Below are 26,274 nucleotides of genomic sequence, written 5' to 3' on the forward strand. Positions count from 1 at the left end.
GCCGGCGTCAGCTGCGCGGCGCATCCGCGGTCATGGCGTGCGTCAGCACCGGCGCGAACCCGCCGCCGGGCGTGCGGAAGTTGGTCGTCTGTCCCTGGTAGACGCGGGCGGCGTACAGCAGCGCCTGGCCGCGGTACGCATAGCAGCGCAGGTCCACCTTCAATGCGCCGCCACCCGACGCGAGCCGTCGCTCGCTCGGCGCGACGAGTGCCTGCGCCACGTACTCGCCCTGCGCGATCTCATCCCACACGCGACGCGTGAGCTTGTCGCCGCGGTAGCTGGCCTTGCTGCCGAAGCCCGCCGCCGGCTTGAAGAACAGGCCGCGCCGCTCCGCCCACATCGCATCGCGGTGGTCCGGCGTGACGCGGCGCGTGCGCGGCACGGACGCCGCCAGCGTGGCGATCGCGTCGGCGTCCGCGCCGGCCGCCGCGAGAAAGGCGCCGTCGCCCAGCAGCGAAAGGTCGCGCTTGTCCGCGTACAGCGCGTGCGCGCGCGGGTGCGGCGTGAGCGCCACCTGCCCGGCGAGATACGCCTCGCGCAGCACCCCGTGCGCCGGCGCCTGCAGCGCGAAGTCGGTCAGCCGGTTGTAGACCAGGTCGACCGCCTCGTCGCGCCACCACAGCCGGCCGTCGCGCGGCACCAGTTCGTCCGGCGCACAGATCTCGGCACGCAGCCCGTGCTGCCGCAGCAGCGCGCGGTACATGACGAACTCGGGGTACAGGTACTGCTGCTCCGGCACCTCGTCGACGATCGCCACGAAGCGCAGCGGCGCGGCGCCGCGCTGTCCTTCCCATTCCGCCAGCAGCGACGACAGCACCGCGTCTTCCGCCGCCCGGGGATCCGTCGGCGGCGCGGTGATGGCCGGCATGCAGATGCGCTGCGCCTGCGCCAGCAGCACGTTGAGCAGCGCGCCGCCGGGGTTGGTGTTGATCTCGATCAGCCGCGGCCGTTCCGGACCGAGGTGGAAATCGAACCCGAGCAGCCCGCCCGGCGAGCCGGGGTCATGGCCCGCGATGCCGGGCGCCCAGGCGAGCGCCGCCGACCGGTACGCCGGCAGCGCGACCACCTGTTCGACGGCCGCGACGACGGCGTCGACGCGCTCCACGTGCGCTCGCGCGACGTACACCGGCAGTGCGGAGAACAGATGCGGATGCGACGTGGCCAATGCGGCGGGCACGCCGTGGGCGGCGAGCAGCGACTCGAGTTCGCCGTGCAGCGCGCTCGGATTCACGCCGATGCAGAAGCAGTCGCGGTTGAGCTGCTCCATCGAGTCGGTTGACAGGCAGGCCGCGTCGCACGTGTCATCGGGCAGGGGCCATCGGGGATCTTGCACGTGCGCGCTCACTGTCCGGTCCTTCACGCATCCGACATGGGCATCGCGTGGGTCCGCCTCAAGGTGCGCGTCTCCGGGTGCAGCGGACATGTCCAGGGCGCACGACGCGCGTCCCGGCCCTGGCCAACTGCAGCATCACAAACGCCCCCGCCACGGCCGCCCACGTCACGCCCGTGCGGCAGGCACCGTCATAAGGAGTTCGTGCAGGGCGTCCACGGTCGTCGGTTTGACGAGGTGGTGGTCGAACCCGGCCTCGAACGCGCGGCGACGATCGTCTTCCTGCCCGTAGCCGGTCAGCGCGACCAGGACCGGCTGCCGCCCCGGCAGCGCCCTTACCCGCCTGGCCACCTCGTAGCCGTCCATGCCCGGCATCGCGATGTCGACCAGCGCCAGCTGCGGCCGCAGCGCTTCGACCTCCCGCAGCGCCGAGGCGCCGTCGTACACCGCGTGCGCCTGCTGGCCCAGCGCCGTGAGCATCAACACCATTGTGTTGGCCGACGGCTCGACGTCGTCGACGACAATCACGCGATGCGGCGGCGGGGCCGGCAGCGACGCCCGGCACGCGGGCGACGCCTCCGCGCTCGCGTCGTCGCCGGGCACGGTCGGCAGCCGGACGACGAACTCGCTGCCGCGCCCCGGCCCGTCGCTCCACGCGTGGACGGTGCCGCCATGCAGTTCGACCAGGCTCTTCACCAGCGTCAGTCCGATGCCGAGGCCGCCGTGCGACCGCGCGACGGAATGGTCGACCTGGGTAAACATCTCGAAGATGGCCGCGAGCATGTCCTCCGGGATCCCGGCGCCGTCGTCGCGCACGGCGATCACGGCCCAATCGCCTTCGCGCTTCACGGTCAGCCAGACGTGCCCGCCCGCCGCCGTGTACTTGGCCGCGTTGTTGAGCAGGTTGCCGAACACCTGCACGAGGCGACCGAGGTCGGCTTCGACGAACACCGGCTCGTCGGGCAGCGCGACGGCAAGCGCGTGCCGGTGCGCGTCGAGGAACGGCTGCAGCGACCCGCCCGCCCGGCGAGCGATGACACGGCCGCGCCGCGGGCAGGTCGCAGGCGTGGCGCGCGCGATGTCGCGTTGCCCGCGAGCGAATCAGGTGGAGTGCACGGTCTCATCGGCAACGAATCTAGCCGGGCGACCAGCCAGCGGCAAACCGCGGCCCGCCGCGCCGCGCAGGTGAATCGTTCAGTGCCCCCGCTCACGACATGGCTAACCACGCCGCAGAAGTCGTCTGGTCAGCGATACCCATCTCCACTGCGCTCTAGTCCGCCGCTTGGAAGCCAGCAGCGGGCACGCGCCCGGTGCGACCACTCGAGACCAGCGCGAGTGCTCCTGAGTGGACATCCGCTAGGCACGAATCGGGACGTTGCGCCTTCTAGCAACCCGAGAGACCGCAATCGGCGCGATCATCTGATCTGCGGCAAAACCCGCGCAGTCACCTACGGTGACTGCGGATAGCACGGGATATCCGATCCGAGATGCACCCATGGCTGAGCGCTCGAGGTCCAGATATGCACCATGGGCTTGAAGCCCGAGGGGTCATCGAGGGACGCAAAGCGAATGGACATCAGGTCCGGGACCACTTCGCCTCGGGTGAAAAGGGGCGTGCCGCACTGCGCACAGAAGCTTCGCGTGGTGGATCCCCCGCTGCTGCCTCGAACTGTGTATGCCCCGAGGGTTCCAGAAACTTCTGTTTCAGCGACGCGAACGACGACGCCCGACGCAAAGGGGGCGCCGCTGGACAGCTGGCAGTCGCGGCAATGGCAACTGAGCATGGCGATGGGGTCGCCATGGCAAACGTAACGTATCGCGCCACAGGCGCAGCCGCCAGAGAATGGTGAGGTGATCACTTACTTTCCTTCTACCGCCTAAGACTGGAATTGAGTCGGGCCTCGACGCGGCGTCGGACCGGACGGGTTCTTGGGCGCCATGCTAGTTGCCTGCTGGGGCCGGCGATATTTCGCGAGATTACTTTTCGCGTGCTCACGAGCGAACAGGGCGGCTCGCTGCGCGCCGCGCTCACCCAGAGCGGGCACTTTGGCCGCATTGCGAAAGCCCTGCGCCGCATTCATGCCCACTATGACAGCGACCTCGATGTCGCCACGCTGGCCCATGAGGCCAGCATGAGCGTTCCGGCTTTCCACAGCCACTTCAAGTCGGTCACCCACACATCGCCGATCCAGTACATCAAGTCGATACGCCTGCACCAGGCGCGACTGCTGATGATCCGAAACGGCCATACGGCGGCCAGCGCCGCGGCCCATGTGGGTTACGAAAGCACATCGCAGTTCAGCCGCGAGTTCAAACGACTCTTCGGCAACTCACCCGGCGTTGAGGCCAAACGGCTGCAGCAGGTGATGTCGCTGTCGCAACCGCTTTTCTTCACCGCAAGCTGAGTTCACGTGGTCACAGCGGGGTCGCGACGAAGTCGGCCTCGAGCGCGGGTTTGGGCGACTGACTTGCAGGCCTTGTCGCCGTCCATGTCGGCCTTCGCCAGGCGGGCCCGGCTCCCCGCGGAAAGGCGCTTCCAAATGTGACCCCCAGCTTGGCTGGGCCGCAATGGGATGTTCCGGGGGGCACTGAAACAAAAAACCCGCCGGATCGGCGGGTTTGTCGTGATGCGCTGGACGGTGCGGCATGTCCTGCGAATCGGTGTTGGTGCCCAGGAGAGGACTCGAACCTCCACGGTTTTACCCGCTAGTACCTGAAACTAGTGCGTCTACCAATTCCGCCACCTGGGCCAATCGCAGCGGGCGAACCCGTGCGAGGCCGCGTATGTTGCGGCGCGGCGCGCGGCTTGTCAACGGATCGCCGCGAAGATTTTACGCGCGCCGGCCCGCCCCGCGCCGGCACCGTGACGGTCGTCCGGCGGACCGTCAGGCCGGCCGTACGAATCGGTAGTGCGCCACGCCCCACTCCTGCCCGCCGTCGTAGCCGAACAGCTCCGCGCAGGCCATCCAGAACATGCGCCAGCGCTGGAACCACAGCTTCGCCGTCTGCGGGCTGTAGGCCTGCGTCAGGATCGCCATGACCGCGTCGCGGTTGCGGTCCTGGTTCTCCAGCCAGTGGTTCGACGTCCGCTGGTAATGGGTGCCGTCGACCAGCCAGCGCTGCTCCAGCTTCAGGTCGCGCTGGAACCACAGCAGCGTGTCGGCCGCCGGCATCAGCCCGCCGGTGAAGAAGTGCCGGCCCATCCAGTTGTCCTCGCCCTCGGTCTCGAACGGGTAGACCAGCGTGCGGTGGACGAAAATGTGCACGAACAGCTTGCCGCCCGGCTTCAGCCAGCCGTTGATGCGGCCGAGCAGCGTGTCGTAGTTGCGCATGTGCTCGAACATCTCGATCGACACGCAGCGGTCGAACTGCGCCGGGTCGAGCTCGAGCCGGTTGACGTCCTGGGTGATCACCCGAACGTTGCCGAGCCCGCGCTCGCGGCACTGGCGCTCGATGTGCTCGCGCTGCGGGCGCGAGTTCGACACCGCGGTGATCCGCGCGTTCGGATAGCGCTCGGCCATCCACAGGGTCAGCGAGCCCCAGCCGCAGCCGAGCTCGAGGATCTGCTGCCCATCAGCCAGCTCGGCGCGCTCGCCGTACAGGGCCAGCATCGCCTCCTCGGCCTGGTCGAGGGTCTCGGCGCCGGTCGGGTAGTAGCAGCTCGAGTACTTGTAGCGCTTGCCCAGGCACAGCTCGAAGAACGCCGGCGGCAGCTCGTAGTGCTGCGCGTTGGCCGCATCGGTGTGAATCGCGACCGGGCTGTGGCGCAGCAGCTCGATGCGCCGCGCGTAGCGGGCGGCCTGCGCGTCGAGGCCGCCGGCCATTTCCTCGCGCAGGCGCTGCGCGCACATCCGGCGGATGCCCAGGCGCAGCAGCGGGTCAGGGACCAGGCCGCGCTCGGCCAGGCCGAGCAGCCCGGGTGCCGGCGCGTCCTGCGCGAGTTCGTTGTCGACGATGGCGTTCATGCGGCGGCCCTTGTGGCGGTGTCAGGCATCGGTGGACGGGGTCGGATCGGATTTCGGGAACCACGGGAACAGCATCGGCGTGGTCTGCTGGTAGCGGCGGTAGTCGTCTCCGCGCGAACGCAGCGCCTGCGCCTCGGTGTACGGGATGCCGCTGACGTAGCGCAGGAACAGGTACATCACCACCGGCCCGGCCGCGCTGAGCCAGAACCACGGCGAACCCACCGCCAGCAGCACGTAGGCGAACCAGTGCAGCCACTCGAAGAAGTAGTTGGGGTGGCGCGAGTAGCGCCAGAGGCCGTCGCGGCAGGTCTTTCCCTTGTTAGCGGGGTTCTCGCGGAAGCGCGCCAGTTGCCGGTCGGCGATGCCCTCCCCGACCACGCTCAGCAGCCACACCGCGACGCCGCCGACCAGCCACGGCGTCACTTCGCCCACCGGGTTGCGCGCCACGGCGAGGAACGGCAGCGCGAACAGCACGATCAGCAGGGCCTGGAACTGGAAGAACAGGAAGAAATAGAGCTGGTTGCCGCCCCAGTGCTCGCGCAGGTTGCGGTAGCGGCCGTCCTCGGCCTCGCGGCTGACGCGGTGCCACAGGTGCCAGCCCAGCCGCACGCCCCACGCGCCGCCGAGCACGCCCAGCAGCACGCGCGGCAGCAGCGCGCCGTCGCCGAGGACGGCGAACAGCACCGCGGCGCCGCCGACGCCGAACGACCAGATCACGTCGACGATGCCGGCGTTGTCGCGACGGCGCTGCCACACCCAGCCGAGCGTCTGCACGACGGCGGCCAGCGCCCACAGCAGCAGGATCGACGTCCACAGGTTCATCGCGCGCCCTCGTTCAGTGCCAGTGGAATCGTGCCCGTGCGTTCGCCGCGCCGCGCCAGCGCCGCCAGCAGCGGCAGCGCCACGCCCCACGCCATGGCCAGCCACGCGATCGCGCGCCAGGTCGGCTCGGCCAGCACCAGCGCATCGAAGCCGCGCGCCGCGCCGAGGTACGACAGCGGCCCGCCGATCGCGCCGAACGCGACCGCGAGCCACGCGCTGCGCTTCAGGAAGCCCATCGAGTGGTTGATCGTCAGCGCGAACGCCGACCAAAGCGCGAGGATCCACAGCGGCGCCGCCCGCTCCGACGGCCACGCCGCGGCGTACGTGCCCCAGCCGCTGAAGGCGAGCACCCCGTCGAGCACCACGCCCATCGCCACCGCGGCGGCGAGCAGGCGCAGCTCGGCGCGGCGGTCGTCGCTGATCGCCAGCTGCCACGCGACGAACGCCAGCGCCGCGGCCACGCCGGGCCAGGTGAGCCCGCGTCCGGCGCCGATCACCGCGCAGAACCAGACCAGCTGGTAGCCGACGAGGTTGCTCCAGAACCTCATGCCTGCAGCGTCCGTCCGTCGACCGCCAGTTCGCGCTCGGGCAGCAGCGCCGCGCGCCGATGGCCCGGCTTGGCCATCAGCATCTGCACGACGCCGATCGAGCGCTCGCGGAAGCCGCCCTCGCAGTACGCCAGGTAGAACTCCCACATGCGGATGAAGCGCTCGTCGTAGCCCTGCGCTCGCACGTCGCCGAGCCGGGCAAGGAAGCGCTCGCGCCAGGCCTGCAGCGTCAGCGCGTACGAGCCGCCGAAGTCGTCGATCTGCAGGATCGCCAGGTCGCTGGCGCGGGTCTTGGCGGCGGTCATCGCCGCGATCGACGGAATGAAGCTGCCGGGGAAGATGAAACGCTTGATGAAGTCGACGCTGCGGCGCGCCTGCTCGTAGCGGTGGTCCTCGATCGTGATCGCCTGCACCAGCGCCAGCCCGTCGGGCTTCAGCAGCGCGCCAAGCTGGCAGAAATACGTGTCCAGGTACTGCGCGCCGATCGCCTCGATCATCTCGATCGACACCAGCTTGTCGTACTGGCCGCGCAGGTCGCGGTAGTCCTCCAGCAGAACGGTGATGCGGTCGGACAGCCCGGCCGCGGCGATGCGCTCGCTGGCCAGGGCGTGCTGCTCGCGCGAGATCGTCGTCGTGGTCACGTGTGCGCCGTAGTGCCGGGCCGCGTGCATCGCGAAGCCGCCCCACCCCGTGCCGATCTCGACCACGCGGTCGCCCGGCTGCAGGTTCAGCTTGCGGCAGATGCGGTCGAGCTTGCGGAACGACGCCGACTCGAGCGTGTCGTCGTCGGACTCGAACAGCGCCGACGAGTACATCAGGTCCGGCGACAGGAACAGCTCGAAGAACGGGTTGCCGAGGTCGTAGTGCGCGGCGATGTTGCGGCGGCTGCCGGTGCGGGTGTTGCGGCGCAGGGCGTTCCACCCGCGCATCGCGATGCCGCCCAGGCGCGCCAGCCCGGTTTCCATGCCGTCGAGCAGGTCGCGGTTGCGCACCAGCAGGCGGATCAGCCCGACCAGGTCGTCGCAGCGCCACAGGCCGTCCATGTAGGCCTCGCCGGCGCCGACGCTGCCGTTGGCGGCGACCGCGCGGTAGAAGCCCGGATCGTCGACCCACAGCCGCACCTGCGGGCCGTCGTCGTCGCCAATGCGCACCTCGCCGATCGCGTCGGTCAGCACGATGCGGCCGGCGCGCAGCGGCCCGATCTGCTCGAGCAGGCGCGCGCGCAGGAAGCGCTCGACGGCGCCGAACCGCTCGCTGCGCGTGGACGGGGATACCAGTTCGTTCATCGCGGGCCTCGGAGGGTGCGCGGGTGGTCGTGGACGGGATTGCGCTTGAGCCACAGCTTCAGCGCCTGCCAGTGGATCGCGGTCATCACCCGTGCGGTCATCGCCGGGTAGCGCCACAGCACGCGGGCGAGCGAGGCGCCCGTCAGCGGACGCCGCTTGAGCGCGAGGGTCGCGTCGAACTCGGGCTCGCCCTCGCGCAGCACGTCCATGTGCACGTGCAGGTCGTCGCCCGGCGCGGTGAAGCGCCAGCGGTAGTTGCGGTCCATCGGCATGAACGGGGACACGTGGAAGCGCTTCGGGAACGACCACTCGAACGCCCGGCCGCGGGTCGCGGCGCCGTCGACCGGCAGCACGTAGGCGTGCCGCTCCGACCACGGCGTGTTGGTGATCTCGGCGACGACGGTCTCGAGTGTGCGGCCGTCGGGCGCGTAGCAGTAGTAGAAGCTGACCGGGTTGAACACGTAGCCGAAGTAGCGCAGGTGGGTGAGCAGCCGGACCGGGCCGGTCGGCTGCACGCCGGTGTGCTGGCGGACGCGCTCGCGCACCGCGTCAGCGAGCGGCAGGTCGGACGGGCCGAGGTAGTCGCTGCGCCGGAACTCGGCCACGTTGCGGCGGCGCGACGACCACAGCCAGCGGTCGTCGAACACGCGCTCGACCTCGTCGAGGTCCAGCAGCAGCTGGGCGACCCGGTAGGTGAACGCATGCGGGTGCGGCGCGCGGCGGCGGTGGCGGACCGTGCCTTCGTAGACCGCGCTGGCCCATGGCGGCGCGGCGACGGCGGGCGCCGCGCCACCCGTCACGGGCCGTCGTTGGTCCGCGACCGCGTTCATGCCGGCTCCGCGACCGGCACGCGCAGGACCGGGCGCTCGCGGGTCGCGCGCAGATCGAAGCCCGACCCGAGGGCGGCGGCGACGTCGACCGCGCTGCGCATGCCGTCCTCGTGGAAGCCCCAGCCCCAGTACGCGCCGGCGAACCACGTGCGACGCTGGCCCTGGATCTCGGCCTTGCGCTGCTGCGCGGCGACGGAGGCGTGGTCGTAGACGGGATGGTGGTAGCGCATGCGGCGCAGCACCTTGTCCGGATCGATCGCCTCGCTGCGGTTCAACGTCACCACGAACGTCTCCGGCGCGTCGATGCCCTGCAGCAGGTTCATGCAGTAGCTGACCGTGCACGCGTCGCGCGGGTCGGCCGGAACGTGCGCGTTCCACGCCGCCCAGGCCTTGCGGTTGCGCGGCAGCAGGCGCGTGTCGGTGTGCAGCACGGTCTCGTTGAGCTGGTAGCGGATCGCGCCGAGGACCTCGCGCTCGCGCTCGCTGGGGTCCTCGAGCATGCGCAGCGCCTGGTCGCTGTGGCAGGCCAGCACGACGTGGTCGAAGCGCTCGACGAAGCCCGGCCCGCGCACTTCGACACCCTCGGCGTCGCGCCGCACGCCCAGCACCGGCGTCGCGACGCGCTCGGTCACCGACCACCGCGAGCGCAGCGCGCGCACGTAGCTCGACGACCCGCCCTGCACCACCCGCCACTGCGGCCGGTCGGCCACCTGCAGCATCTGGTGGTTGGCCATGAACTGGACGAGATAGCGCGCCGGGAAGTCGAGCACCTGCTTCGCCGGCGACGACCACAGCGCCGAGGCCATCGGCAGCAGGTGCTCATCGCGGAACAGATCGCCGTAGCCGTTCACGGCGAGGTAGTCGCCCAGAGTCGGGCCAGGCTCGTCGCTGCGGAGCAGCGCCGGCGACTCGCGGTAGAAGCGGACGATCTCGCGAACCATGCGCAGGAAGCGCGGCGACAGCAGGTTGAGGCGCTGGCAGAACAGCCCGTCCAGGGTGCCGGCGTTGTACTCGAGCCCCGACGCCTCGCTGTGCACCGAGAAGCTCATCGTCGTCGGCTGCGACCGCACGCCCAGCTCGTCGAACAGCCGCGACAGCAGCGGGTAGTGCTCGGGGTTGAACACGATGAAGCCGCTGTCGACCGCGTAATGGCGACCCTGCAGCTCGATGTCGTGGGTGTGGGTGTGGCCGCCGAGGTAGTCGTTGCCTTCGAACAGCACGACCTCGTGCTCGCGCGACAGCAGCCACGCCGACGCGAGCCCCGAGATGCCCGACCCCACCACCGCGATGCGCACGGCTCAGCCCCTCGCCGACGGCTGCGCGGCGCGCGCGAGGACCCAGGCCGGCACCGGCTTGAGGTCGCGCACCAGGCCGAACAGGGCCATCAGCCGCAGGCCGTAGTAGGTCAGGTCCACCTCCCACCAGCGGAAGCCCTGCCGCGCCGAGCCGGGAAAGAAATGGTGGTTGTTGTGCCAGCCCTCGCCGAACGTCAGCAGCGCCAGCCACAGGTTGTTGCGGCTGTCGTCGCGGGTCTCGAAGCGCCGCTTGCCGAACCGGTGCGCCAGCGAGTTGATCGTGACCGTCGCGTGGAACAGCACCGTCGTCGAGATGAAGAAGCCCCACACCAGCATCTGCCCGGCGCTGGTGCCCAGCTGCGGGGCGACGCGCTCGAGCAGCGCGCCGAGGCCGAACAGCGCCGCGGCCAGCGCGACCGGCACGACCAGGTCGAAGCGGTCCAGCCAGCGCAGCTCGGGGAACCTGGCGAGATCCGGGATGCGCTCCCAGTGCGTCCGGAACGCGCGCGCGGTCAGGAACCAGCCGGCGTGGCTCCACAGGAAGCCGTGCTGGCCAGGCGAGTGCGGGTCCTGGTGGGTGTCGGCATGGCGGTGGTGGTGGCGGTGGTGAGCGGCCCACCACAGCGGGCCGCGCTGCACGCACGCGGCGCCGACCAGCGCGGCGATGAACTGCACCGGGCGCGAGGTGCGGAACGTGCGGTGCGAGAAATAGCGGTGGTAGAACCCGGTGATCGCGAACATCCGGACCGCGTACAGCGCGACCGCGACCGCAACCGCGATCGGCGAGACGCCGACCCAGAACACCGCCAGGCAGGCCAGGTGCATCGCGATGAACGGCAGCGCGCGCAGCCAGTCGATGCGGTCGGCCGCCGGGTCGTTGTCGTCGAGCTCGCTTGCCGTGTCGAACCAGCGCCGGACGGCCGCGATCGCGCGCCGGCGCAGCGGCGGTGATGCGGCAGGGCGAACGGTGGACGACTGCGGCATCGACGGGCTCCGGAACGGGTTACCCAGCTTTACGCAGCCCGTCGGACCGCGGATGCAGCGCCGGCCTCAGCCGGCGACTGCATCGCATTGCGCATCACAGTTCGAGGATGCCGCCCTTGGCGATGACCGGACCGGTCGGCTTGCCCTGCGGCGCGCCACCGGACGGCTCCAGCGTGATCGCCAGCGTCGAACCGATCTCCAGCTCGCGACGCAGCTGCGCGGGCACCGTGACCGTGTGCGAACGCTCGTTCGACACGACGCCCAGCGAAATCGGCGCCTGCCCGCTCGGGATCACCCACAGTTCCGGCACGCGGCCCTGGCCGTCGGCCGGCTGCGGGATCGGCACCATCAGCACCGTGCCCTTGGCCGGGTCGACCGACACGAGCCACGCCGGGTTGCCGCTGTCGTTGGCGAGGATCGTCACCGGCTTGGCGACGTCGGCCTCGGCCGGCTGCGGCGACGGCTGCGGTGCCGGGGTCGGCTCCACCGCCACCGGCGGGGCCACCGGCTCGACCGGTGCCTGCGGCACGCGGCCGATGAAGATCGCGGCGACCGCGGCGGCCGCGGCGAAGCCGGTGGCGGCGCGCCAGAAGTTCACGCTGCTGAGCAGCCCACCGCCGCCGCTGCGCTCCACCGACGCCCAGCCCAGCCGGGTGCGGATGCGCGGCCACACGTGCGCAGGCGCCTCGACCGGCGCGATCTCGTCGATCAGCGGCGCCAGCCGGCGCTCCCATCCGTCGACGAGCCGCGCGAACGCGGGATCGGCGACGATCTTGGCTTCGGCCGCCCGGCGCTCGCCGGCATTCAGAACGCCCAGCACGTACTCGCCGGCCTGGGTGTCGGCGCTCGGCGGGTCCTGGTCGAAATCGTGTTCGCGAATGTTCATTGTTCGAGGCACGCCCGCAGTTGCATCAGGCCACGACGGATCCAGCTCTTGACCGAGCCGAGCGGCGAGCCGATGCGGGTCGCCAGTTCCTCATAGGTGGCACCGTCGAAGAACGCGGTGCGGATCAGCGAGCGGCGACGCTCCTCGAGCTGGTCCATGCACATCTCCAGCCGCTCGCGGTCGGTCGACGCCTCGGCGGCCTTCATAGGCGACGCGCCCGGATCGGGCAGCTCCTCGGCGAATTCGATCGGCGCCATCCGCGCCGGGCCCGGCGACGAGCGCAGCCGGTCGATCGCCTTGTTGCGGGCGATCATCGCCAGCCACGTGATCGCGCTGGCGCGGGCCGCGTCGAACTGGCCGGCCTTGCGCCAGACGGTCGCGTAGACCTCCTGCAGCACGTCCTCGGCTTCGTCGCGGTCGGGGATCACGCGCAGGCACACCCCGAACAGTTTCGAGGACGTCGCCCGGTAAAGGTGCTCGAAGGCGGCGCGGTCGCCCGCGGCCACCGCGGCGATCTTGCTCGCCAACACGTCGGCGGCGGTCGCCGTCGGCGTCATCAATTCGCTCATCCCATTCCCTGCTTGCAGATGTCCCGGGCCGGAGTGTAGCCGCTCCGGCCTCGGCCGCGCCGGGTCAGGGGCGCGCGCCGGGCTCGACCAGCCAAAGTGCGACGCTCGCCACCAGCAGGGCCAGTTCGAGTCCGGCGACCCAGCGCGTGGTCGCGCCGACAGGACGGAAGCGGGCCACCGTGACCAGCCGGTACGCGACGATCGGCACGTACAGCGCGAGCGCGAGCAGCAGCCCGACGCGCAGCTCGCCGGCCCACGCGCAGTAGGCGAAGACGACCGCCAGGCCCAGCTGCAGGCCGCCGTAGACGACCAGGTATTCGGACTTGCCGCCCGGATCGAGCCGCGCGTAGCCCATCGACGACGACGTCGCCCACGGCTTGACCGTGCACCACAGGGCCAGCACGGCGTAGAGGAGCGCATTGAGGTAGAGGAAACCGGCGACCATGGCGCTGCTCCTTGTCGGGGGTCGATCACTGTCGGGTAGGTTCCCATGGCGGCGGCAGGCTCCGCGTGTCCGTCCAGCCAGAGCTACGCCCCCGCTGCCAGAGCGGATGCATGCGCCGCGTGAAGGGCGCCGCGCCGTTCATCCGACCGTGGAGTTTCACGATGGCGATGCCTGCTGACCGGCCCGCCGCCGCGGCACGTCGGGTCGCGCCGCCGCCGGCCGCTAGAATCGTCGGTCTGTCCCGACCCCGGTGCCGCCCCGCTCCATGAACGATTCCGTCCGCCCCGCCTTCCACGGCTTCGAGCAGATCCCGCTGCGCGAGTACGCCGAGCGTGCCTACCTCGACTACTCGATGTACGTGGTCCTCGACCGCGCCCTGCCGTTCCTCGGCGACGGGCTCAAGCCGGTGCAGCGCCGGATCATCTACTCGATGAGCGAGCTCGGCCTCAACGCCGGGGCCAAGCCGAAGAAGTCCGCGCGCACCGTCGGCGACGTGATCGGCAAGTACCACCCGCACGGCGACAGCGCCTGCTACGAGGCGATGGTGCTGATGGCCCAGCCGTTCTCGTACCGCTACCCGCTGGTCGAGGGCCAGGGCAACTTCGGCTCGACCGACGACCCCAAGTCGTTCGCGGCGATGCGCTACACCGAGTCGAAGCTGACCCCGATCGCCGAGGTGCTGCTCGGCGAGCTCGGCCAAGGCACGGTCGACTGGACGCCGAACTTCGACGGCACGCTCGAGGAGCCCTCGTGGATGCCGGCGCGGCTGCCGCATCTGCTGCTCAACGGCACCACCGGCATCGCGGTCGGCATGGCCACCGATGTGCCGCCGCACAACCTCAATGAAGTGGTCAGCGCCTGCGTGCGCCTGCTCGACGACCCCGACGCCACCGTGCGCGACCTGTGCGAGCACATTCGCGGCCCGGACTACCCGACCACCGCCGAGATCATCACCCCGGCCGCCGACCTCGTGCAGATGTACGAGACCGGGCTGGGCAGCGTGCGCGCGCGCGCCACGTGGGTGAAGGAGGCCAGCAACTTCGTCATCACCGCGCTGCCGCACCAGGCCTCGCCGGGCAAGGTGATCGAGCAGATCGCCACGCAGATGCGCGCCAAGAAGCTGCCGTGGCTGGAGGACATCCGCGACGAGTCCGACCACGCCAACCCCACGCGCATCGTGCTGATCCCGCGCAGCAACCGGGTCGACGCCGAGCAGCTGATGGGCCACCTGTTCGCGACCACCGACCTGGAGAAGAGCTTCCGGGTCAACTTCAACGTGATCGGCCTCGACGGCCGCCCGCAGGTCAAGAACCTGCGGATGCTGCTGTCGGAGTGGCTGGCGTTCCGCACCGACACCGTCACCCGCCGGCTCAAGCATCGCCTCGAGAAGGTCGAGCGCCGCCTGCACCTGCTGGAAGGCCTGCTGGTCGCCTTCCTCAACCTGGATGAAGTGATCCGCATCATCCGCAGCGAGGACGAGCCCAAGCCGGTGCTGATGCAGCGTTTCTCGCTCAGCGAGGAGCAGACCGAGTACATCCTCGAGACCCGCCTGCGCCAGCTGGCGCGGCTGGAGGAAATGAAGATCCGCGGCGAGCAGGCCGAGCTCGAGGCCGAGCGCGAGCGCATCACCGCCACGCTCGCCAGCAAGGCCAAGCTCAAGAAGCTGGTCAAGGACGAACTGCTGGCCGACGCCAAGAAGTTCGGCGACGCGCGCCGCTCGCCGCTGGTCGAGCGCGGCGCCGCGCAGGCGATCTCCGAGAGCGAGCTGGTGCCGAGCGAGCCGATGACCGTCGTGCTCAGCGAGAAGGGCTGGATCCGCGCGGCCAAGGGCCACGACGTCGACGCCGCGGCGCTGAGCTACCGCGACGGCGACGAGCTGCTGGCCGCCGTGCGCAGCCGCAGCACCCAGCAGGTCGCGTTCCTCGATTCGACCGGCCGCAGCTACTCGACCGTCGTGCATTCGCTGCCGTCCGCGCGCGGCAACGGCGAGCCGCTGACCGGCCGCTTCTCCCCGGCGCCGGGCGCGTCGTTCCAGGCCCTGGCCAGCGGCGACGACGACGCCCGCTTCGTGCTCGCCTCGTCGCACGGCTACGGCTTTGTCACGCGCTTCGAGAACCTCACCGGCCGCAACAAGGCCGGCAAGGCGATGCTGTCGCTGACGCCGAACGCCAAGGTGCTGCAGCCGGCGCGCGTCGGAGACGTCGCCGCCGACCGCGTGGTCGCCGTCACCAACGTCGGCCACCTGCTGGCCTTCCCGGTGGCGGACGTGCCCGAGCTCGACAAGGGCAAGGGCAACAAGCTGATCGACATCCCGAAGGCGAAGCTGTCGACCGAGCGCGTCGTCGCGGTCGCCGTCGTGTCGCCGGGCAGCACGCTGAGCGTGCGCTCGGGCACGCGGACGATGTCGCTGTCGTACAAGGACCTCGACGCCTACCTCGGCGCGCGCGCGTCGCGCGGCGGACTGTTGCCGCGGGGCTGGCAGAAGGTCGAGGGGTTGAGCGTCGAGTAGGTTCGGTTCTGCTCCCTCCCCTGCTTGCAACGCAGGGTTGGGGTGGAAGGGCTTGTCGCGCCGGATCGCCGTTCTTCTCAACGAGGCGCATGCGTTTCGTGCAGTCGAGCGGCTCCTGCTCCCTCCCCCGCATGCGGGGGAGGGTTGGGGTGGGGGTGCTGGTAGCGTCAGCTCGCGCGGCCCGTCGCAGGCGTGCCGACTTTCTCGATGCCAATCGTGCCCGGAGCTTCCGTGCGCCTTCGGCGCCCGGGTCACTTTTCTTTGTTGGCCCAAAGAAAAGGTAACCAAAAGAAAGGGCCCACTCGACAAACCTCCCGTGGCGCGTGTGGTTGCGCAGGGATTTTCCGACTCGCCCGTCCGGCCCGCGCCAGAGGCGCGGGCGTTCAGTCGATGCGCGAGCCAGTGGCTCGCAAGCGTGCATCGCCTTCACCCATGGCTCGGTCGGAAAACGGCGGGCATCCATGCCCGCCGCCCTTCGGGTCTGGGCCGATTCGCCGTCGTTCACCGCCCTCGAGGATCAAGAGCGTCGCGCTGCGAAGTAGTGAGGGAAAGACCGGCCTCGAAAGACACACTCTTGCTTCGCCGCAAGGGTTTGCAGCCGTTGAACGCTGGCGAGCTACGGCCGAACGCACCAGACCCGTAGGGCGGCGGGCATGGATGCCCGCCGTTTCTCGACACGGCATGGACGCCGTGTCGAGAAATCCCCGCGAACTGCCAGCCACTTCGGGAGGTTTGTCGGGAATGCCCTTTCCTTTGGTTACTTTCCTTTGGGCCAACAAAGGAAAGTGACCCGGACGCCGGAGGCGTACGGACGCTCTGTCTTGTTTCCTATGGAGCGCCGAACGCACGCAACCTCGAGAGTCGCTGGAGAGCAGCCGACACTTTTGCCCTCCCCGCCGTCGCCACCGACAATCGCCCAAGAATTCCGAACCGGCAGACACCCCATGGACCCCACCTTCTGGCACGACCGCTGGCAGGCCAACCAGATCGGTTTCCACCAGGACACCCCGACGCCGCTGCTGCTGAAGCACTGGCCGGCCGTGGGTGTCGAACCGGGCACTCGGGTGTTCGTGCCGCTGGCGGGCAAGTCGCTCGACATGGCGTGGCTGGCGTCTCAGGGGCACCCGGTACTGGGCGTCGAGCTGTCGCCGCTGGCGGTCGATGCGTTCTTCGCCGAGCACGGCCTGTCGCCGCAGACGCGCGAGTCGCCGTACGGCGTGCACCACGTCGCCGCCGACATCGAGCTGATCCGCGGCGATGCGTTCGCGCTCGACGAGGCCGCGCTCGCCGGCTGCCGCGCCGTGTTCGACCGCGCCGCGCTGATCGCACTGCCGCCGGAGCTGCGCACGCGCTACGTGCGCGAACTCTACGCGCGGCTGCCCGAGGGCTGCCGCGGCCTGCTGATCACGCTCGAGTACCCGCAGCACGAGAAGAACGGCCCGCCGTTCGCCGTGCACGAGGACGAGGTGCGCGAGCTGTACGGCCGCGACTGGACCGTCGAGCTGCTGGAACGCCGCGACATCCTCGCCCAGCAGCCCGGCTTCGTCGCCGAAGGCGTCACCGCGCTGTCGACCGCCGTGTACCGGATCGTCCGCCAGCCGCGCTAGACGCGAGGGAACCGCGGGCCACCGCGCCGTCGGCAGCAACCGGGCCCGGTGCCCGCGTCAGAAGCGCCAGGTCACGCCGACCAGCGGGCCGTCCAGGGTGACGTCCACCCGCGTTCCACCCGATGCGTAGTCGACGTTCAGCCGCCGGTAGCCGCCGGACACGTACGCCTGGTCGGTGATCTTGTAGTTGACCGTGGCGACCAGCTGGCTGGTGCGGTCCGAACCGACGCCGAAGCCGCCGGCATCGGCGTACAGCACGGTGGACCAGCGCTCCGCGAGCGCGATGTTGGTGCGCAGCGCGACGATGGGATCGGTGAACTCGTCGGACGGCGATCGGCTGATGCCCGCCAAGGGCACGTCCACGGCGCTGCGGACCCGCCACTGCCTGGCGCCGGCGAGCACGTCGATGCTCATGCCGGGTTCGTCGACCACGCGGTAGCCGGCCACCAGCGTCAGCGAGGTCTGGCGGAACTCGCCTTCGGCGGGAATGCCCGGCGGTACCCGGCCCTCCTTCGACGAGGAGGCATAGCTGAAATCGCCGACCAGCACGAGGCGATCGCGCCGCGCGAACCCCGACAGGAAGAACGCACCGTCGAGGTCTTCGAGAACCTCGGAGAACGATCGCTCGAAGGTGATCGTCGGCGCGCCGGCAAACGGCGTCGCGCTGCCGTCGATGCCGCTGCCCCACACATACGGGGTGACCTGCACCGACCATTCGCCGGCCTCCTGCGCGACGGCGGGGGTCAGGGCCAGCGATGCGGCGCATGCAAGCAACCAGCGTGCGTACCCCGCGCGCGAGACAGCAATATCTGACGACGGATGCATGGCTGGTCTCCCTAGGGCCTGGACGTGCGTGCGTCCGCCGCGCCGTCGCGGGCGAGCTCCTGCAGCAGCCGCGCAGCGAGGTACACGCGCGGCACGATCGAGTCGATCTCGATGTACTCGTTCCTGGCGTGGTAGCCCCAGCCGGCCAGGCCGAGGCTTTCGAGCACCGCCGGCTTGCCCGAGCGCGCCGCGTAGCCCGCGTCGGTGCCGCCGAACGTGCCCGGCAGGAACAGCAGCTCGCGCCCGTCGAGCTCGGCGTAGATCTTCTTCGCGCGCTCGGCCAGCGCCTGCCCCTTCGGCCCGGCGACGTACGGCGGGCGACCGCGCTCGAGCCGCACGCGCGTGGTCGTGTCCGGCACCAGACGTCCTTCGGCGACCTTCGCTTCCAGCGCCTTCAGCAGCCGGTCGCCGGCGGCGTCGCTGAGGATGCGTACGTCGGCCGCGGCCTGCGCGCTGGCCGGGATCTGGTTGCGCGTGAGCCCGGCCTGCGCGGTGGTCCAGCTCAGCTGCGCGTCGGGCATGTCCTTGGCGATGTCGGCGGTGCGCTGCAGCTGGTAGGCCAGCTCGACCAGCGCGTTGCGGCCCTCGGTCGGCGCCGAGCCGGCGTGTGCGGCGCGGCCTTCGACGGTCAGGAACGCCTCGCCGGTGCCCGCCGCGCCGAGCAGCACGCCCTCGCTGCCGGCCACGGCCTTGGCCGGGCTCGGCTCGAACGACAGCACCACGTCGTGCTGCGCACCGAGCGTGGCGATGGTCTCGCCGGAGCCGCCCGAGCCGATCTCCTCGTCGTGGTTGAACAGCACCGTGATCTGCGCGTAGTCGCGCCAGCCGGTCGCGCGCAGCGTCTCCAGCGCGTGCAGGATCACCGCGATGCCGCCCTTGTTGTCGGCGATGCCGGGCCCGAACAGGCGGTTGCCGTCGCGGCGGTACGGCGCGGTGGCCAGGATGCCCGGCGCGTACACCGTGTCCATGTGCGCGATCAGCATCGCGCGCAGGCGGCCGTTGCCGGTCAGCGTGCCCTTGACCATCTCCGGCGCGTCGGCCTTCGGCTGCAGCCGCTCGGTGCGCGCGTCGAGCGCCTGCAGGCGACGCTCGACGTAGTCGGCCATGCGGCGCAGCCCGGCCGCGTCGTCGGAGCCCGAGTCGATCGCGACCATGTCGCCGAGCGAGCGGATCACCACCTCCTCCTGCGCGCGCGCGGCACGCAGCACCGCCTCGTTGGCCGGCGCCGCCTGCGCGGGCGCGGCGACGGCCAGCGCCAGCAGCGCGACCGCCAACGGCGCGGCGGCGCGTGACCGCAGGGTTTGACTCCGTGGTGCCCGGACGACGTGCTGCATGGCTCGCTCCTTCCCTGGTCGATGGGGTGTGTCGGGATGCTGGAGAAGATCGCGAGGCACGCGCCACCGCGGCGCCGTGGCGTCCCGACGGCCGGCGCCGGGAGGCCGCGTTCGCGCGGACGCGCATCGCGTGCCGGCGCTCATGTGCCGGGGTCCGCGCTGCCGGCACCGGTCGGCGGGCGCGCCTTGCGCCGCGCCTCGAGCAGGAACGAGGCCGCAATCAGGCCGGTGCCGAACAGCCCGAGCACCTGGAACCACGCGTTCTCGAAGACCTCGTCGGACAGTTCGTCGCGGGCCAGCTGCAGGCGCAGCAGGCGCAGCTCGTCGACCAGCGCGGCCAGGTCGGCCCGGTCGGCCCGGTCGGCGCCGGGCGACGGTTGGGCGGCCTCGGCGATGCGCGCAACCTCGACCGCCGCGGCGCGCGCGGCCGCGTCGCGCTGCGCCCCGCGCTCGGCCACGATCACCGCCGCGCTGACCAGCAGGATCAGCGCCGTCCCGAGCCCGCGCAGCAGCGGGGGCATGGCTTCCGGGTGGATCCGCATTCGACCCTCCTGGCGGTCCGGGCGACCTCGACCCCAACGGCCCCACCGCTTCCGGCGGGACACCGCGGCGCGATCGATGGCGCCTATGGCACGGACAGCCGCGATACGCGCCTTCGCCGCGGCCGGATGCGCCCGGACGCGAGGATCCGTCGCGCTGCCGACGAGTGGCTGCCTGAAGCGCCCGGCACGCGGGCGGCTCCGGGCCGACCGTCCCGTCAGCGCCCCAACAGCATCCCGTCGAGCACCGTCGCACCGCCGCCGGCCAGCAGCCACGCCAGGCCGGCGACGTTGACGGCCACGGTGAACCAGAACGTCGACTGGAACGCCGCCTTGGTCGACTTGTGGCGGTAGCGCCGCTGCGCGACCAGCGCACCGGGCCAGCCGCCGATGACGTCGATCAGGTGCAGCGTGGCCTCCGGCGTGCGCTGCCCGCCGCGCCGCGCCGCGGCCTTGTCGAATCCGTACGCGCCGAACGCGATGACGCTGGCGACGGCGTACACCGCGGCGATCAGCCACGGCACGCGGCCGAGCGCGGCGCCGAGCGCGAGGAACCCGAGGAACGCCGCGGCCAGCGCGTACCACAGCGCGTCGGGCGTGCGCGGCCTGCGCGACGCACTCGACACCTGCCCGGCGAAGCGCACCGCCGACGCATTGAGGCGGCCGCGCGCATCGCGCACCACCGCGTACGACAGCAGCTCGCCGTCGACCGGCCGCCGCACTGCGCGCTCGAACGCGCGGATGTGCACGAACGCGCGGTCGCCGCCGCCGTGCGGGGTCACGAAGCCGAAACCCTTGTCGTCGTTCCAGTCCGCCAGCCGCCCCACGTAGCGCATTCCCTGCTCCCCGTCCCCGGTCCGGGCGTTGCGCCCGTGGGGCATGGGAACCGAGCCGGCGACGCCGGTCAATGCCACCCGGTCGGGCAACGCGGCCGCCCCGCTACGCGCCAGCGTCGGCCCGGCGTGCGCGAATCCACCGCGCCCGCGTCCCTCCCCAGCGTCGGAACGCCTCCCGCCCTGCAGGTACGCGGCGAGCCGGCCGTCGGCGCTGTCCGCCGCCGCCCGGCGACGGCGTTGGTGCTGCCTAGGGGTTTGTGTCGATCGGACTGCCGGGGCGCATCCCGCGGCGCCGTGGCGCGCGCCCGCCCCGCCGTCCTTCCATGCAGCGAGCCAGGCGAACCGCAATGACGACACCGAACCGCTACGTCCTCGAACACGCGCTGGTCGTGGCCACGCTGCTGGTCGGCGTTGCCGGCTTCTGGAAGCTCTACGTCGGCCCGAACGCAGCGCCGAACGGCTTCCACCACCTGCACGTCGTCGCCAACTTCGCGTGGCTGTTGCTGCTGCTGTGGCAGCTGCGGCTGGTCGCGACGCGCCAGTTCGCCAACCACCGCAAGGCCGGCCTCTGCGTGCTGGTCGCCGGCCCGCTGCTGTTCGCCAGCGCGGCGCTGCTGTCGGTGCACTCGGCACACAAGGGCGTGGTCTCCGGCGAGGGCGACTTCCTGATCGTGCAGAACGTCATGGGCACGCTGCAGATCGGTCTGATGATCGGGCTGGCGTTCGTGCTGCGCCGGCGCCGCGCGCTGCACGGCGCGTTCCTGCTGAGCACGGCCAACTCGTTCATGGGCGTGGCGCTGTTCTTCACGCTGATCAGCTTCGTGCCGGCGTTGCAGCTGGGCGGGCCGGACACCTTCGAGCGCCTGGCCATCGTCGGCGCGACCGGCCAGGGGATCTGCCTGGCCATCGGCCTGCTGTTCGTCATCAAGGACTGGCGCAACGGCTGGCCGGTGCTGCTGGCCGCGCTGTACTTCCCGCTCAACGACGGCATCCGCGCGCTGCTGGCATCGCGCGACCTGATCGACCCGCTGACCGAGTTCGTCGGCGCGCTGGACCCGGCCGCCACGTTCGCCGGCAGCCTGCTGGCGTACCTCGCCGCGCTCGGCGCGTTCGTCGGCGTCCCGGCGATGCAGTCGCGCACGGTGGTGCGGCAGCGCGCATAGGGCGGATCGGCCGCCGGGGCATGCGGGCGCCGCGGCCGACGCGCCGGACGTCTCGATCAGCGGGCCGGGCGCCCGCACTGGGGGGTCGGTGCCAGACGGTCGCCGCGCACGGGTGGATGCCCGGCAGGCCGAGGTGTCTGCTCGGGGCGACACGTTGCGGTACTCGGCCGAGCGAGCGGTTCGCGCGATGCTTCGAGCTTGCTGCCCGGCGACCTCCGCTACTGGATGCCCGGGCGTTCTGCTCGACTGGCCGAGCTATCTGCTCGACGCTCCGAGCTTCCGTGCTCGTCCGCCCCAGCAGTTTGCTCGACGCGTCGAGCTCCGCTACTCGGCTGTCCGAGCGTTGTGCTCGGCCGGCCGAGTTCTCTGCTCGACGCTCCGGGTTCCCCCGCTCGGCAAGCCGAGCGATTTGCCCCACGCTTCGAGCTCTCAGCTCGGTGGGCCGAGCTCCGCTACTCGGAAGTCCGAGCGTTCTGCTCGACCGGCCGAGCTATTTGCTCGGCGGACCCGGCTGCCCTACCCGGAGGCCGGAGGGTTGTGCTCGGCCTGCAAGGCCATTCGCTCGGCCGCCCGAGCGTTTCGCTCCGCACGCCGAGAGGAGCGCTCGACGCGCAGCGCCGCAGGGAACGCAAAGCGCTGCAAACGGCGCGCACCGCAAGAAGAAGGCCCCGCCGAAGCGGGGCCCGGGTCCAGCGGGACGCCGGACGGCTCAGGCCGCGGGCGGCGCCGGCGGCTTGCGCGCCCGCGCGAAGCGCGTGGACAGAGCTTCGCGCAGGCCGTCGAGGCCGCGGCTCTTGCCGGACACGCGCAGCAGCGCGTAGCCCTCGAGCGCGGCCGCCATCGCGTCGCTGCCCAGCGCCATCTCGGTGTCCTCCAACCGCTCCAGCAGCTGGGCGAGGCGCTGCCGCAGCGGCCGGATCTGGTCGAGCGCGCGCAGGTCGGCCAGCGCCTCGTCCAGCTGCAGCGCCGGCGGCACGACTTCGCGGTTCTGGTCCAGCGCCGTCAGCGCCTGGCGGACGAAGGCCTCGGACTTGCCGCCCATCTTGGTCACCGCGCGGCGGGTATCGGCGTCGAGCGCGACCAGCCCCGGCGTGGCCTGCTGGAACTGCTCGAGGTGCCCGACCAGCGCCTGCACGGCGGCGTCGGAAATGACGAGGGAAACGAGGTTCTGCGACATGACATGCTCCTTGTCGTGAGGCCGCGGCGGGATTGCCGCACGCCCTTGCTCCGCCGCATCCGTGTGGCGTGGTCCGAGCCGCTGGGGCGCCGGAGCGGGGCGAGTCTTGCACGGCGACGGGGGCGACGAAAAGGTCCGGCGCCCCACTCGCCCGGCCTATTCCCCGGATTGAGCGTGCTATCCGATATCAGCCCGGATCGAAAAGGTTGGGGACGCAGACCCGCCCATCGCGCGTCGCGTTCCGCACGGCGTGGTGCGGGGTTGACGGAGGTGCGTGCGAGCTGAACTATCCAGCGCATCGCCCCGCACTTGGGGGTCTACAACTTGTTAGGCGCCATGCCCGCCTTGAGATACAACCCAGTTGTTAGCTATAAGGCGCTGGCTGCGGGGCTACTACTGCTATTGGCTGGGTACGGGTTGTACCTACTTTTCAGCCCATCGCCGCACGGATACCTAGAGACATTCTTTGCCATGCCAGTGTTTGGCCTAGGGCTTGCTACCTGTGGCCTGGCACTCTTACTTCGCCGACCCACGCATCATCGGCCGTGGTTTTGGCTTGGTGGCATTCTCGTTCTTCTTGGGCTCTCACCCGTGTTGTTGCTCGTCTGGCTCAGTTGGCAATGACTGTGGCGCCTAACAATTCATTCAAGCCGAACATGCTTCGCATGTCGGCTTAATTCAGGCGTTAGGTCGCTCCAACCACCACGTGCCACAAACCAGCAGGAGGATCTATGCGTACGATGATCGCCATGGCCATTGCAGCCACGGGTATTACTGTCGCTATCATCTCCGCCGCCGTTGCGTCTCAGTCTGGACCGTCTACGATCGAGCGGTGTGCTGCCCTTCTGCCTCAAGGAAAAAACTACACCTTTGAGCTAACCGGCAGCGTTGACACCACAGGCTCCGCACCAAAGCTGTCCGGACAAATGTCGGTGTCTGACGGCACGCAGGTAGACCGCACTACCGAGAGTGCAGCGTTCGGTATGTGCATAGCCAAGCTCATCCGGTAGCGCGGCCTAACAATTCGTTCAAGCCGAACTTGCTTCGTTACTTCAAAACTGTGGCACAAAGGGCGTGCCACAGTTTTGTCTCCACTACGCAAATCGGCCTAATTAAGGCGCTAGACGGCTCGGATCGGTCAATGCAGATTTCAAGGCGACAACTGCCCAGCATCGTGCTTCTTGCTAGCCTTCTCATTGCAGGCCTGGGCGCTGCTGGTGCAACTCCAGCGCGGGTCTCATTGCCCTTCGCTGCGATCGTTGGCGTCGGCGCGCTAGTCTTGCTGGCGTCACAAGCTCGCCTAGAGCGGAGGTTGACCGGGTGGCTGCGGTTCTTAGCAGCGTCGGTCGCCGTGTACTTCATGGGCTGGGCAGCACTCATGCAGGTCGGCAGCTTGTGATTGGTTCGCCAGCGAACAATTCATTCAAGCCGACGCCACTTCGCGGCGCGGCTTAACTCAGGTGTTGGGTTGCTTATGGATGAGCCGTCGCGAGTGAAGTTCCAGGTTCGGTACCGCTTGCGCGAGTACCTGCACATCGTTCGGGCCCGTGCGCTCGAGAACCCGGATTTTCTTGCCTGCAGTGCGCTCCAACGGAAGCTGCTGCTGCCGGTGATTACAGCAGCCTGCGCAGCCCTCTTCTTCCGTAAATCGTGGCTCGTCGGCGAGTGCCATTTCGAGATCGATACGTCGGGAGTAACGCGCCGGTCCAAGGGCGGTCGGCTCGTGCACCTGCCCTGGGTCGAGGTGTCGGGCGTCCGGGAGTTTCCCGTGGGCTACCTGATCGAGAAAGGTGAGAGCGGCATGCCGGTTCCTTTCCGTGTGTTGTCGCCTACCCAGCGGAGCGTTCTGGCCGAGCTGTTGCGGTCACACGTTGCGCAACCTAACAACTTGACCAATCAGACGCCGCTTCGCGGCGCGCCTTAACTCATGTGCGAGGCCTAGTGTGAGACCCAGCCTCAGATCGAACATGCAGTTCTGACCTGTGACTCTTTCGCGCAAGAGGAAGGCCTTGACGAGACCATGACCAACCAGAAGCTCATCCAGCTCGTTGCCACCTCAAGTGAGCCCATTCGTAAGATCACGGAGGATGTCAGGCTTGCCGTGAGTCGCGCATGCTCCGGTGTAGACGACATGCATTTGCTCGGAGGCAAAGCTGTGGTGGTCCGAGCCGAGATAACGCCCAAGCAACTGCCCGCTCTGGTTTCAGCGCTCGAGGCTCTACGAATCGACATTGATCGGGGTAGTGTCCCCAACCCGGCCACGTTGGATGGGGACGATCTCTACTCAATTACCGTGCAGGTGACCAGCTTTAGCGACGACACGGACGGCCGTGTAACGATTCCGCATGTGCCCGGATGAGTGCTCTGGACACTCGGGCCGCGGCCTAATAATTCGTCCACGCCGACGCTGCTTCGCGGCGCGGCTTAGCTCAGGCGCTAGGGCGCACAGGGAGATTGGATCCGCATGAAGCATCTGGCTTTCATCCTCTTGACGTTCAGCGCTGCCTCTGCGGCCCAGACGACGCAGGTCGTGGACTCGGCGTCAGGCACGCGCAGCGCGACCGAGAACTTCGCTTCGATCGACAGCCGGCAACGTGAGAACGGCGCATTCGCTGCACAGTGCCAGGTGGTGGTCGGCATCGAGTCGTTCTGCAAGTGCCTTGCAGGCAAGATTCCGCAGGGCGTTGCGTTCGAGCAGTACGTGGTCATGCTCAGCCGGGATAAGAAGGCCGTCGGGTACGACTCCATGCCGTCCGCTGGGCGCCGTTTTTATGATGGCCTGCCCGTCGTCCGAGATGCGTGTGCCGCTGAGCAGTCGTCCTAACAATTCTTCGAAGCCGACGCCGCTTCCCGGCGCGACTGCACCCAGGAGACGGCTGCCATGAAAGGAAGTATCGCGCTCGCAACGTCGACCTTCGCGCTGCTCTGCATCGTCGTGGGGCTCGCCGTGCAGATCGCCCTTGAGCTGCTGGGAACCACTTCCAGGCTCGCCGGCCAAACCGGAACCTTGCTCGTCGCGATCCCCATCGCGCTGGTCGTGGCTCGTCGTGTGGGGCGGATCACTCATTTGTCAGTGCTGGCGGCCAGTCTTGGTATCGCGGCGGCCACGCTGTGGGCCATCGTCTTTATCCTCAACTCCGTCGCGGAGCCTGCGGGGGGCCACGTCGGTTGGGCCAGCCTGTTCGACGAGCTGCACTGGAAAATGACTTTTCTCGACAGTGCCGCCATGCTGGTCGTCCCACAGTTGTGGCTGACGCTGCTCAATCGCCTGGAAGCTGACAACTCGACCACGCCGAAGCCGCTCCGCGGCCCGGCTTAACTCAG

General features: G+C 69.8%; 26 protein-coding genes and 1 tRNA gene. 8 read left to right on the forward strand and 19 right to left on the reverse strand.

The features are described from left to right. Positions 1-7: 7 nt before the first annotated feature. From D3A60_RS10215 to D3A60_RS10225, 3 genes are all read right to left on the reverse strand, one after another. Complete coding sequence (locus D3A60_RS10215; protein ID WP_231120465.1) at positions 8-1,267, reverse strand: hypothetical protein; 1,260 nt, start codon at positions 1,265-1,267, stop codon at positions 8-10. A 231-nt stretch (positions 1,268-1,498) separates the two neighbouring features. Then, positions 1,499-2,281 carry an ATP-binding response regulator gene (locus D3A60_RS10220; RefSeq protein WP_119718555.1) on the reverse strand — a complete coding sequence of 261 codons (783 nt, stop codon included), beginning with the start codon at positions 2,279-2,281 and terminating at the stop codon, positions 1,499-1,501. A 497-nt stretch (positions 2,282-2,778) separates the two neighbouring features. Further along, entirely contained in the window at positions 2,779-3,189 is a 411-nt protein-coding gene (locus D3A60_RS10225) for a GFA family protein (protein ID WP_455423424.1), read from the reverse strand. Positions 3,190-3,318: 129 nt separating this feature from the next. Between D3A60_RS10225 and D3A60_RS10230 the strand changes: the two genes are divergently transcribed. After that, positions 3,319-3,735 (forward strand): helix-turn-helix domain-containing protein, encoded by a 417-nt coding sequence (locus tag D3A60_RS10230; protein WP_231120466.1) that lies wholly within the window; start codon positions 3,319-3,321, stop codon positions 3,733-3,735. 260 nt (positions 3,736-3,995) lie between these two features. Here D3A60_RS10230 and D3A60_RS10235 read toward each other — a convergent pair. From D3A60_RS10235 to D3A60_RS10285, 11 genes are all read right to left on the reverse strand, one after another. Continuing rightward, positions 3,996-4,080 (reverse strand) — tRNA-Leu (locus tag D3A60_RS10235). 135 nt (positions 4,081-4,215) lie between these two features. Continuing rightward, the gene (locus D3A60_RS10240; protein ID WP_119718558.1) at positions 4,216-5,295 is read right to left on the reverse strand and encodes an SAM-dependent methyltransferase; all 1,080 of its coding nucleotides are present in this window, start codon (positions 5,293-5,295) and stop codon (positions 4,216-4,218) included. A 21-nt stretch (positions 5,296-5,316) separates the two neighbouring features. Then, entirely contained in the window at positions 5,317-6,117 is an 801-nt protein-coding gene (locus D3A60_RS10245; RefSeq protein WP_119718559.1) for a DUF1295 domain-containing protein, read from the reverse strand. Beyond that, a complete protein-coding gene (locus D3A60_RS10250) occupies positions 6,114-6,665 on the reverse strand; it encodes a DUF2878 domain-containing protein (protein WP_119718560.1) in 552 nt (183 codons plus the stop codon). Before D3A60_RS10250 ends, D3A60_RS10245 begins: the two co-directional genes overlap by 4 nt. Continuing rightward, positions 6,662-7,951, reverse strand: a complete 1,290-nt coding sequence (locus D3A60_RS10255) for an SAM-dependent methyltransferase (protein ID WP_119718561.1) — start codon at positions 7,949-7,951, stop codon at positions 6,662-6,664. The genes D3A60_RS10250 and D3A60_RS10255 overlap by 4 nt, the downstream gene beginning before the upstream one ends. Continuing rightward, positions 7,948-8,781, reverse strand: a complete 834-nt coding sequence (locus D3A60_RS10260) for a DUF1365 domain-containing protein (protein WP_119718562.1) — start codon at positions 8,779-8,781, stop codon at positions 7,948-7,950. Before D3A60_RS10260 ends, D3A60_RS10255 begins: the two co-directional genes overlap by 4 nt. Then, positions 8,778-10,076 carry an NAD(P)/FAD-dependent oxidoreductase gene (locus tag D3A60_RS10265; RefSeq protein ID WP_119718563.1) on the reverse strand — a complete coding sequence of 433 codons (1,299 nt, stop codon included), beginning with the start codon at positions 10,074-10,076 and terminating at the stop codon, positions 8,778-8,780. Before D3A60_RS10265 ends, D3A60_RS10260 begins: the two co-directional genes overlap by 4 nt. A 3-nt stretch (positions 10,077-10,079) precedes the next feature. Further along, complete coding sequence (locus D3A60_RS10270; RefSeq protein ID WP_119718564.1) at positions 10,080-11,060, reverse strand: acyl-CoA desaturase; 981 nt, start codon at positions 11,058-11,060, stop codon at positions 10,080-10,082. Positions 11,061-11,154: 94 nt separating this feature from the next. Then, positions 11,155-11,946 (reverse strand): anti-sigma factor, encoded by a 792-nt coding sequence (locus D3A60_RS10275; RefSeq protein ID WP_119718565.1) that lies wholly within the window; start codon positions 11,944-11,946, stop codon positions 11,155-11,157. Further along, positions 11,943-12,503: a sigma-70 family RNA polymerase sigma factor gene (locus D3A60_RS10280; RefSeq protein ID WP_231120508.1), complete on the reverse strand. Its 561-nt coding sequence runs from the start codon at positions 12,501-12,503 to the stop codon at positions 11,943-11,945. Before D3A60_RS10280 ends, D3A60_RS10275 begins: the two co-directional genes overlap by 4 nt. A 76-nt stretch (positions 12,504-12,579) precedes the next feature. Then, positions 12,580-12,960, reverse strand: a complete 381-nt coding sequence (locus tag D3A60_RS10285; RefSeq protein ID WP_119718567.1) for a DUF4345 domain-containing protein — start codon at positions 12,958-12,960, stop codon at positions 12,580-12,582. A gap of 265 nt (positions 12,961-13,225) precedes the next feature. Between D3A60_RS10285 and parC the strand changes: the two genes are divergently transcribed. Together parC and D3A60_RS10295 are read left to right on the forward strand one after the other, a co-directional pair. Next, positions 13,226-15,469 carry a DNA topoisomerase IV subunit A gene (gene parC / locus D3A60_RS10290; protein WP_119718568.1) on the forward strand — a complete coding sequence of 748 codons (2,244 nt, stop codon included), beginning with the start codon at positions 13,226-13,228 and terminating at the stop codon, positions 15,467-15,469. Positions 15,470-16,413: 944 nt separating this feature from the next. Next, positions 16,414-17,076, forward strand: coding sequence for a thiopurine S-methyltransferase (locus D3A60_RS10295; RefSeq protein ID WP_119718569.1), 663 nt, complete (start codon positions 16,414-16,416; stop codon positions 17,074-17,076). A gap of 57 nt (positions 17,077-17,133) precedes the next feature. On the opposite strand, the gene D3A60_RS10300 is transcribed toward D3A60_RS10295, so the two are convergent. From D3A60_RS10300 to D3A60_RS10315, 4 genes are all read right to left on the reverse strand, one after another. Further along, entirely contained in the window at positions 17,134-17,901 is a 768-nt protein-coding gene (locus tag D3A60_RS10300; protein ID WP_196778707.1) for a hypothetical protein, read from the reverse strand. 11 nt (positions 17,902-17,912) lie between these two features. Continuing rightward, positions 17,913-19,175 (reverse strand): glutamate carboxypeptidase, encoded by a 1,263-nt coding sequence (locus D3A60_RS10305; protein ID WP_231120467.1) that lies wholly within the window; start codon positions 19,173-19,175, stop codon positions 17,913-17,915. 200 nt (positions 19,176-19,375) lie between these two features. Further along, entirely contained in the window at positions 19,376-19,777 is a 402-nt protein-coding gene (locus tag D3A60_RS10310; protein ID WP_157981460.1) for a hypothetical protein, read from the reverse strand. 215 nt (positions 19,778-19,992) lie between these two features. Further along, positions 19,993-20,610: a DUF1294 domain-containing protein gene (locus D3A60_RS10315; RefSeq protein ID WP_119718573.1), complete on the reverse strand. Its 618-nt coding sequence runs from the start codon at positions 20,608-20,610 to the stop codon at positions 19,993-19,995. A gap of 347 nt (positions 20,611-20,957) precedes the next feature. Here D3A60_RS10315 and D3A60_RS10320 point away from each other — a divergent pair, with 347 nt between their 5' ends. Next, on the forward strand, positions 20,958-21,773 hold the full coding sequence (locus D3A60_RS10320) for a hypothetical protein (protein WP_119718574.1): 816 nt from the start codon (positions 20,958-20,960) through the stop codon (positions 21,771-21,773). Positions 21,774-22,482: 709 nt separating this feature from the next. Here the strand turns inward: D3A60_RS10320 and D3A60_RS10325 are convergent. Beyond that, complete coding sequence (locus tag D3A60_RS10325) at positions 22,483-22,950, reverse strand: hypothetical protein (RefSeq protein ID WP_119718575.1); 468 nt, start codon at positions 22,948-22,950, stop codon at positions 22,483-22,485. A 1,492-nt stretch (positions 22,951-24,442) separates the two neighbouring features. Between D3A60_RS10325 and D3A60_RS10330 the strand changes: the two genes are divergently transcribed. From D3A60_RS10330 to D3A60_RS10340, 4 genes are all read left to right on the forward strand, one after another. Then, positions 24,443-24,874, forward strand: a complete 432-nt coding sequence (locus D3A60_RS10330; RefSeq protein WP_157981461.1) for a YcxB family protein — start codon at positions 24,443-24,445, stop codon at positions 24,872-24,874. Positions 24,875-24,970: 96 nt separating this feature from the next. Continuing rightward, positions 24,971-25,309: a hypothetical protein gene (locus D3A60_RS14535; RefSeq protein WP_157981462.1), complete on the forward strand. Its 339-nt coding sequence runs from the start codon at positions 24,971-24,973 to the stop codon at positions 25,307-25,309. Between the two features lie 105 nt (positions 25,310-25,414). After that, a complete protein-coding gene (locus D3A60_RS10335; RefSeq protein ID WP_119718577.1) occupies positions 25,415-25,774 on the forward strand; it encodes a hypothetical protein in 360 nt (119 codons plus the stop codon). Positions 25,775-25,831: 57 nt separating this feature from the next. Further along, entirely contained in the window at positions 25,832-26,269 is a 438-nt protein-coding gene (locus D3A60_RS10340) for a hypothetical protein (RefSeq protein WP_119718578.1), read from the forward strand. Positions 26,270-26,274 lie beyond the last annotated feature (5 nt).

It is taken from the genome of Cognatilysobacter tabacisoli (assembly GCF_003586305.1).
GTDB classification, from domain to species: Bacteria; Pseudomonadota; Gammaproteobacteria; order Xanthomonadales; family Xanthomonadaceae; genus Cognatilysobacter_A; species Cognatilysobacter_A tabacisoli.

What these genes read in the sequence shown, in the direction of transcription:
- D3A60_RS10320 (WP_119718574.1), top strand. Translation starts at nt 20,958, where the DNA reads ATGACGACACCGAACCGCTACGTCCTCGAACACGCGCTGGTCGTGGCC.
- D3A60_RS10270 (WP_119718564.1), bottom strand. Translation starts at nt 11,060, where the DNA reads ATGCCGCAGTCGTCCACCGTTCGCCCTGCCGCATCACCGCCGCTGCGC.
- D3A60_RS10250 (WP_119718560.1), bottom strand. Translation starts at nt 6,665, where the DNA reads ATGAGGTTCTGGAGCAACCTCGTCGGCTACCAGCTGGTCTGGTTCTGC.
- D3A60_RS10215 (WP_231120465.1), bottom strand. Translation starts at nt 1,267, where the DNA reads ATGGAGCAGCTCAACCGCGACTGCTTCTGCATCGGCGTGAATCCGAGC.
- D3A60_RS10310 (WP_157981460.1), bottom strand. Translation starts at nt 19,777, where the DNA reads ATGCGGATCCACCCGGAAGCCATGCCCCCGCTGCTGCGCGGGCTCGGG.
- D3A60_RS10295 (WP_119718569.1), top strand. Translation starts at nt 16,414, where the DNA reads ATGGACCCCACCTTCTGGCACGACCGCTGGCAGGCCAACCAGATCGGT.
- D3A60_RS10325 (WP_119718575.1), bottom strand. Translation starts at nt 22,950, where the DNA reads ATGTCGCAGAACCTCGTTTCCCTCGTCATTTCCGACGCCGCCGTGCAG.
- D3A60_RS14535 (WP_157981462.1), top strand. Translation starts at nt 24,971, where the DNA reads ATGACCAACCAGAAGCTCATCCAGCTCGTTGCCACCTCAAGTGAGCCC.
- parC (WP_119718568.1), top strand. Translation starts at nt 13,226, where the DNA reads ATGAACGATTCCGTCCGCCCCGCCTTCCACGGCTTCGAGCAGATCCCG.
- D3A60_RS10280 (WP_231120508.1), bottom strand. Translation starts at nt 12,503, where the DNA reads ATGACGCCGACGGCGACCGCCGCCGACGTGTTGGCGAGCAAGATCGCC.
- D3A60_RS10240 (WP_119718558.1), bottom strand. Translation starts at nt 5,295, where the DNA reads ATGAACGCCATCGTCGACAACGAACTCGCGCAGGACGCGCCGGCACCC.
- D3A60_RS10245 (WP_119718559.1), bottom strand. Translation starts at nt 6,117, where the DNA reads ATGAACCTGTGGACGTCGATCCTGCTGCTGTGGGCGCTGGCCGCCGTC.
- D3A60_RS10275 (WP_119718565.1), bottom strand. Translation starts at nt 11,946, where the DNA reads ATGAACATTCGCGAACACGATTTCGACCAGGACCCGCCGAGCGCCGAC.
- D3A60_RS10315 (WP_119718573.1), bottom strand. Translation starts at nt 20,610, where the DNA reads ATGCGCTACGTGGGGCGGCTGGCGGACTGGAACGACGACAAGGGTTTC.
- D3A60_RS10260 (WP_119718562.1), bottom strand. Translation starts at nt 8,781, where the DNA reads ATGAACGCGGTCGCGGACCAACGACGGCCCGTGACGGGTGGCGCGGCG.
- D3A60_RS10335 (WP_119718577.1), top strand. Translation starts at nt 25,415, where the DNA reads ATGAAGCATCTGGCTTTCATCCTCTTGACGTTCAGCGCTGCCTCTGCG.
- D3A60_RS10255 (WP_119718561.1), bottom strand. Translation starts at nt 7,951, where the DNA reads ATGAACGAACTGGTATCCCCGTCCACGCGCAGCGAGCGGTTCGGCGCC.
- D3A60_RS10340 (WP_119718578.1), top strand. Translation starts at nt 25,832, where the DNA reads ATGAAAGGAAGTATCGCGCTCGCAACGTCGACCTTCGCGCTGCTCTGC.
- D3A60_RS10300 (WP_196778707.1), bottom strand. Translation starts at nt 17,901, where the DNA reads ATGCATCCGTCGTCAGATATTGCTGTCTCGCGCGCGGGGTACGCACGC.
- D3A60_RS10285 (WP_119718567.1), bottom strand. Translation starts at nt 12,960, where the DNA reads ATGGTCGCCGGTTTCCTCTACCTCAATGCGCTCCTCTACGCCGTGCTG.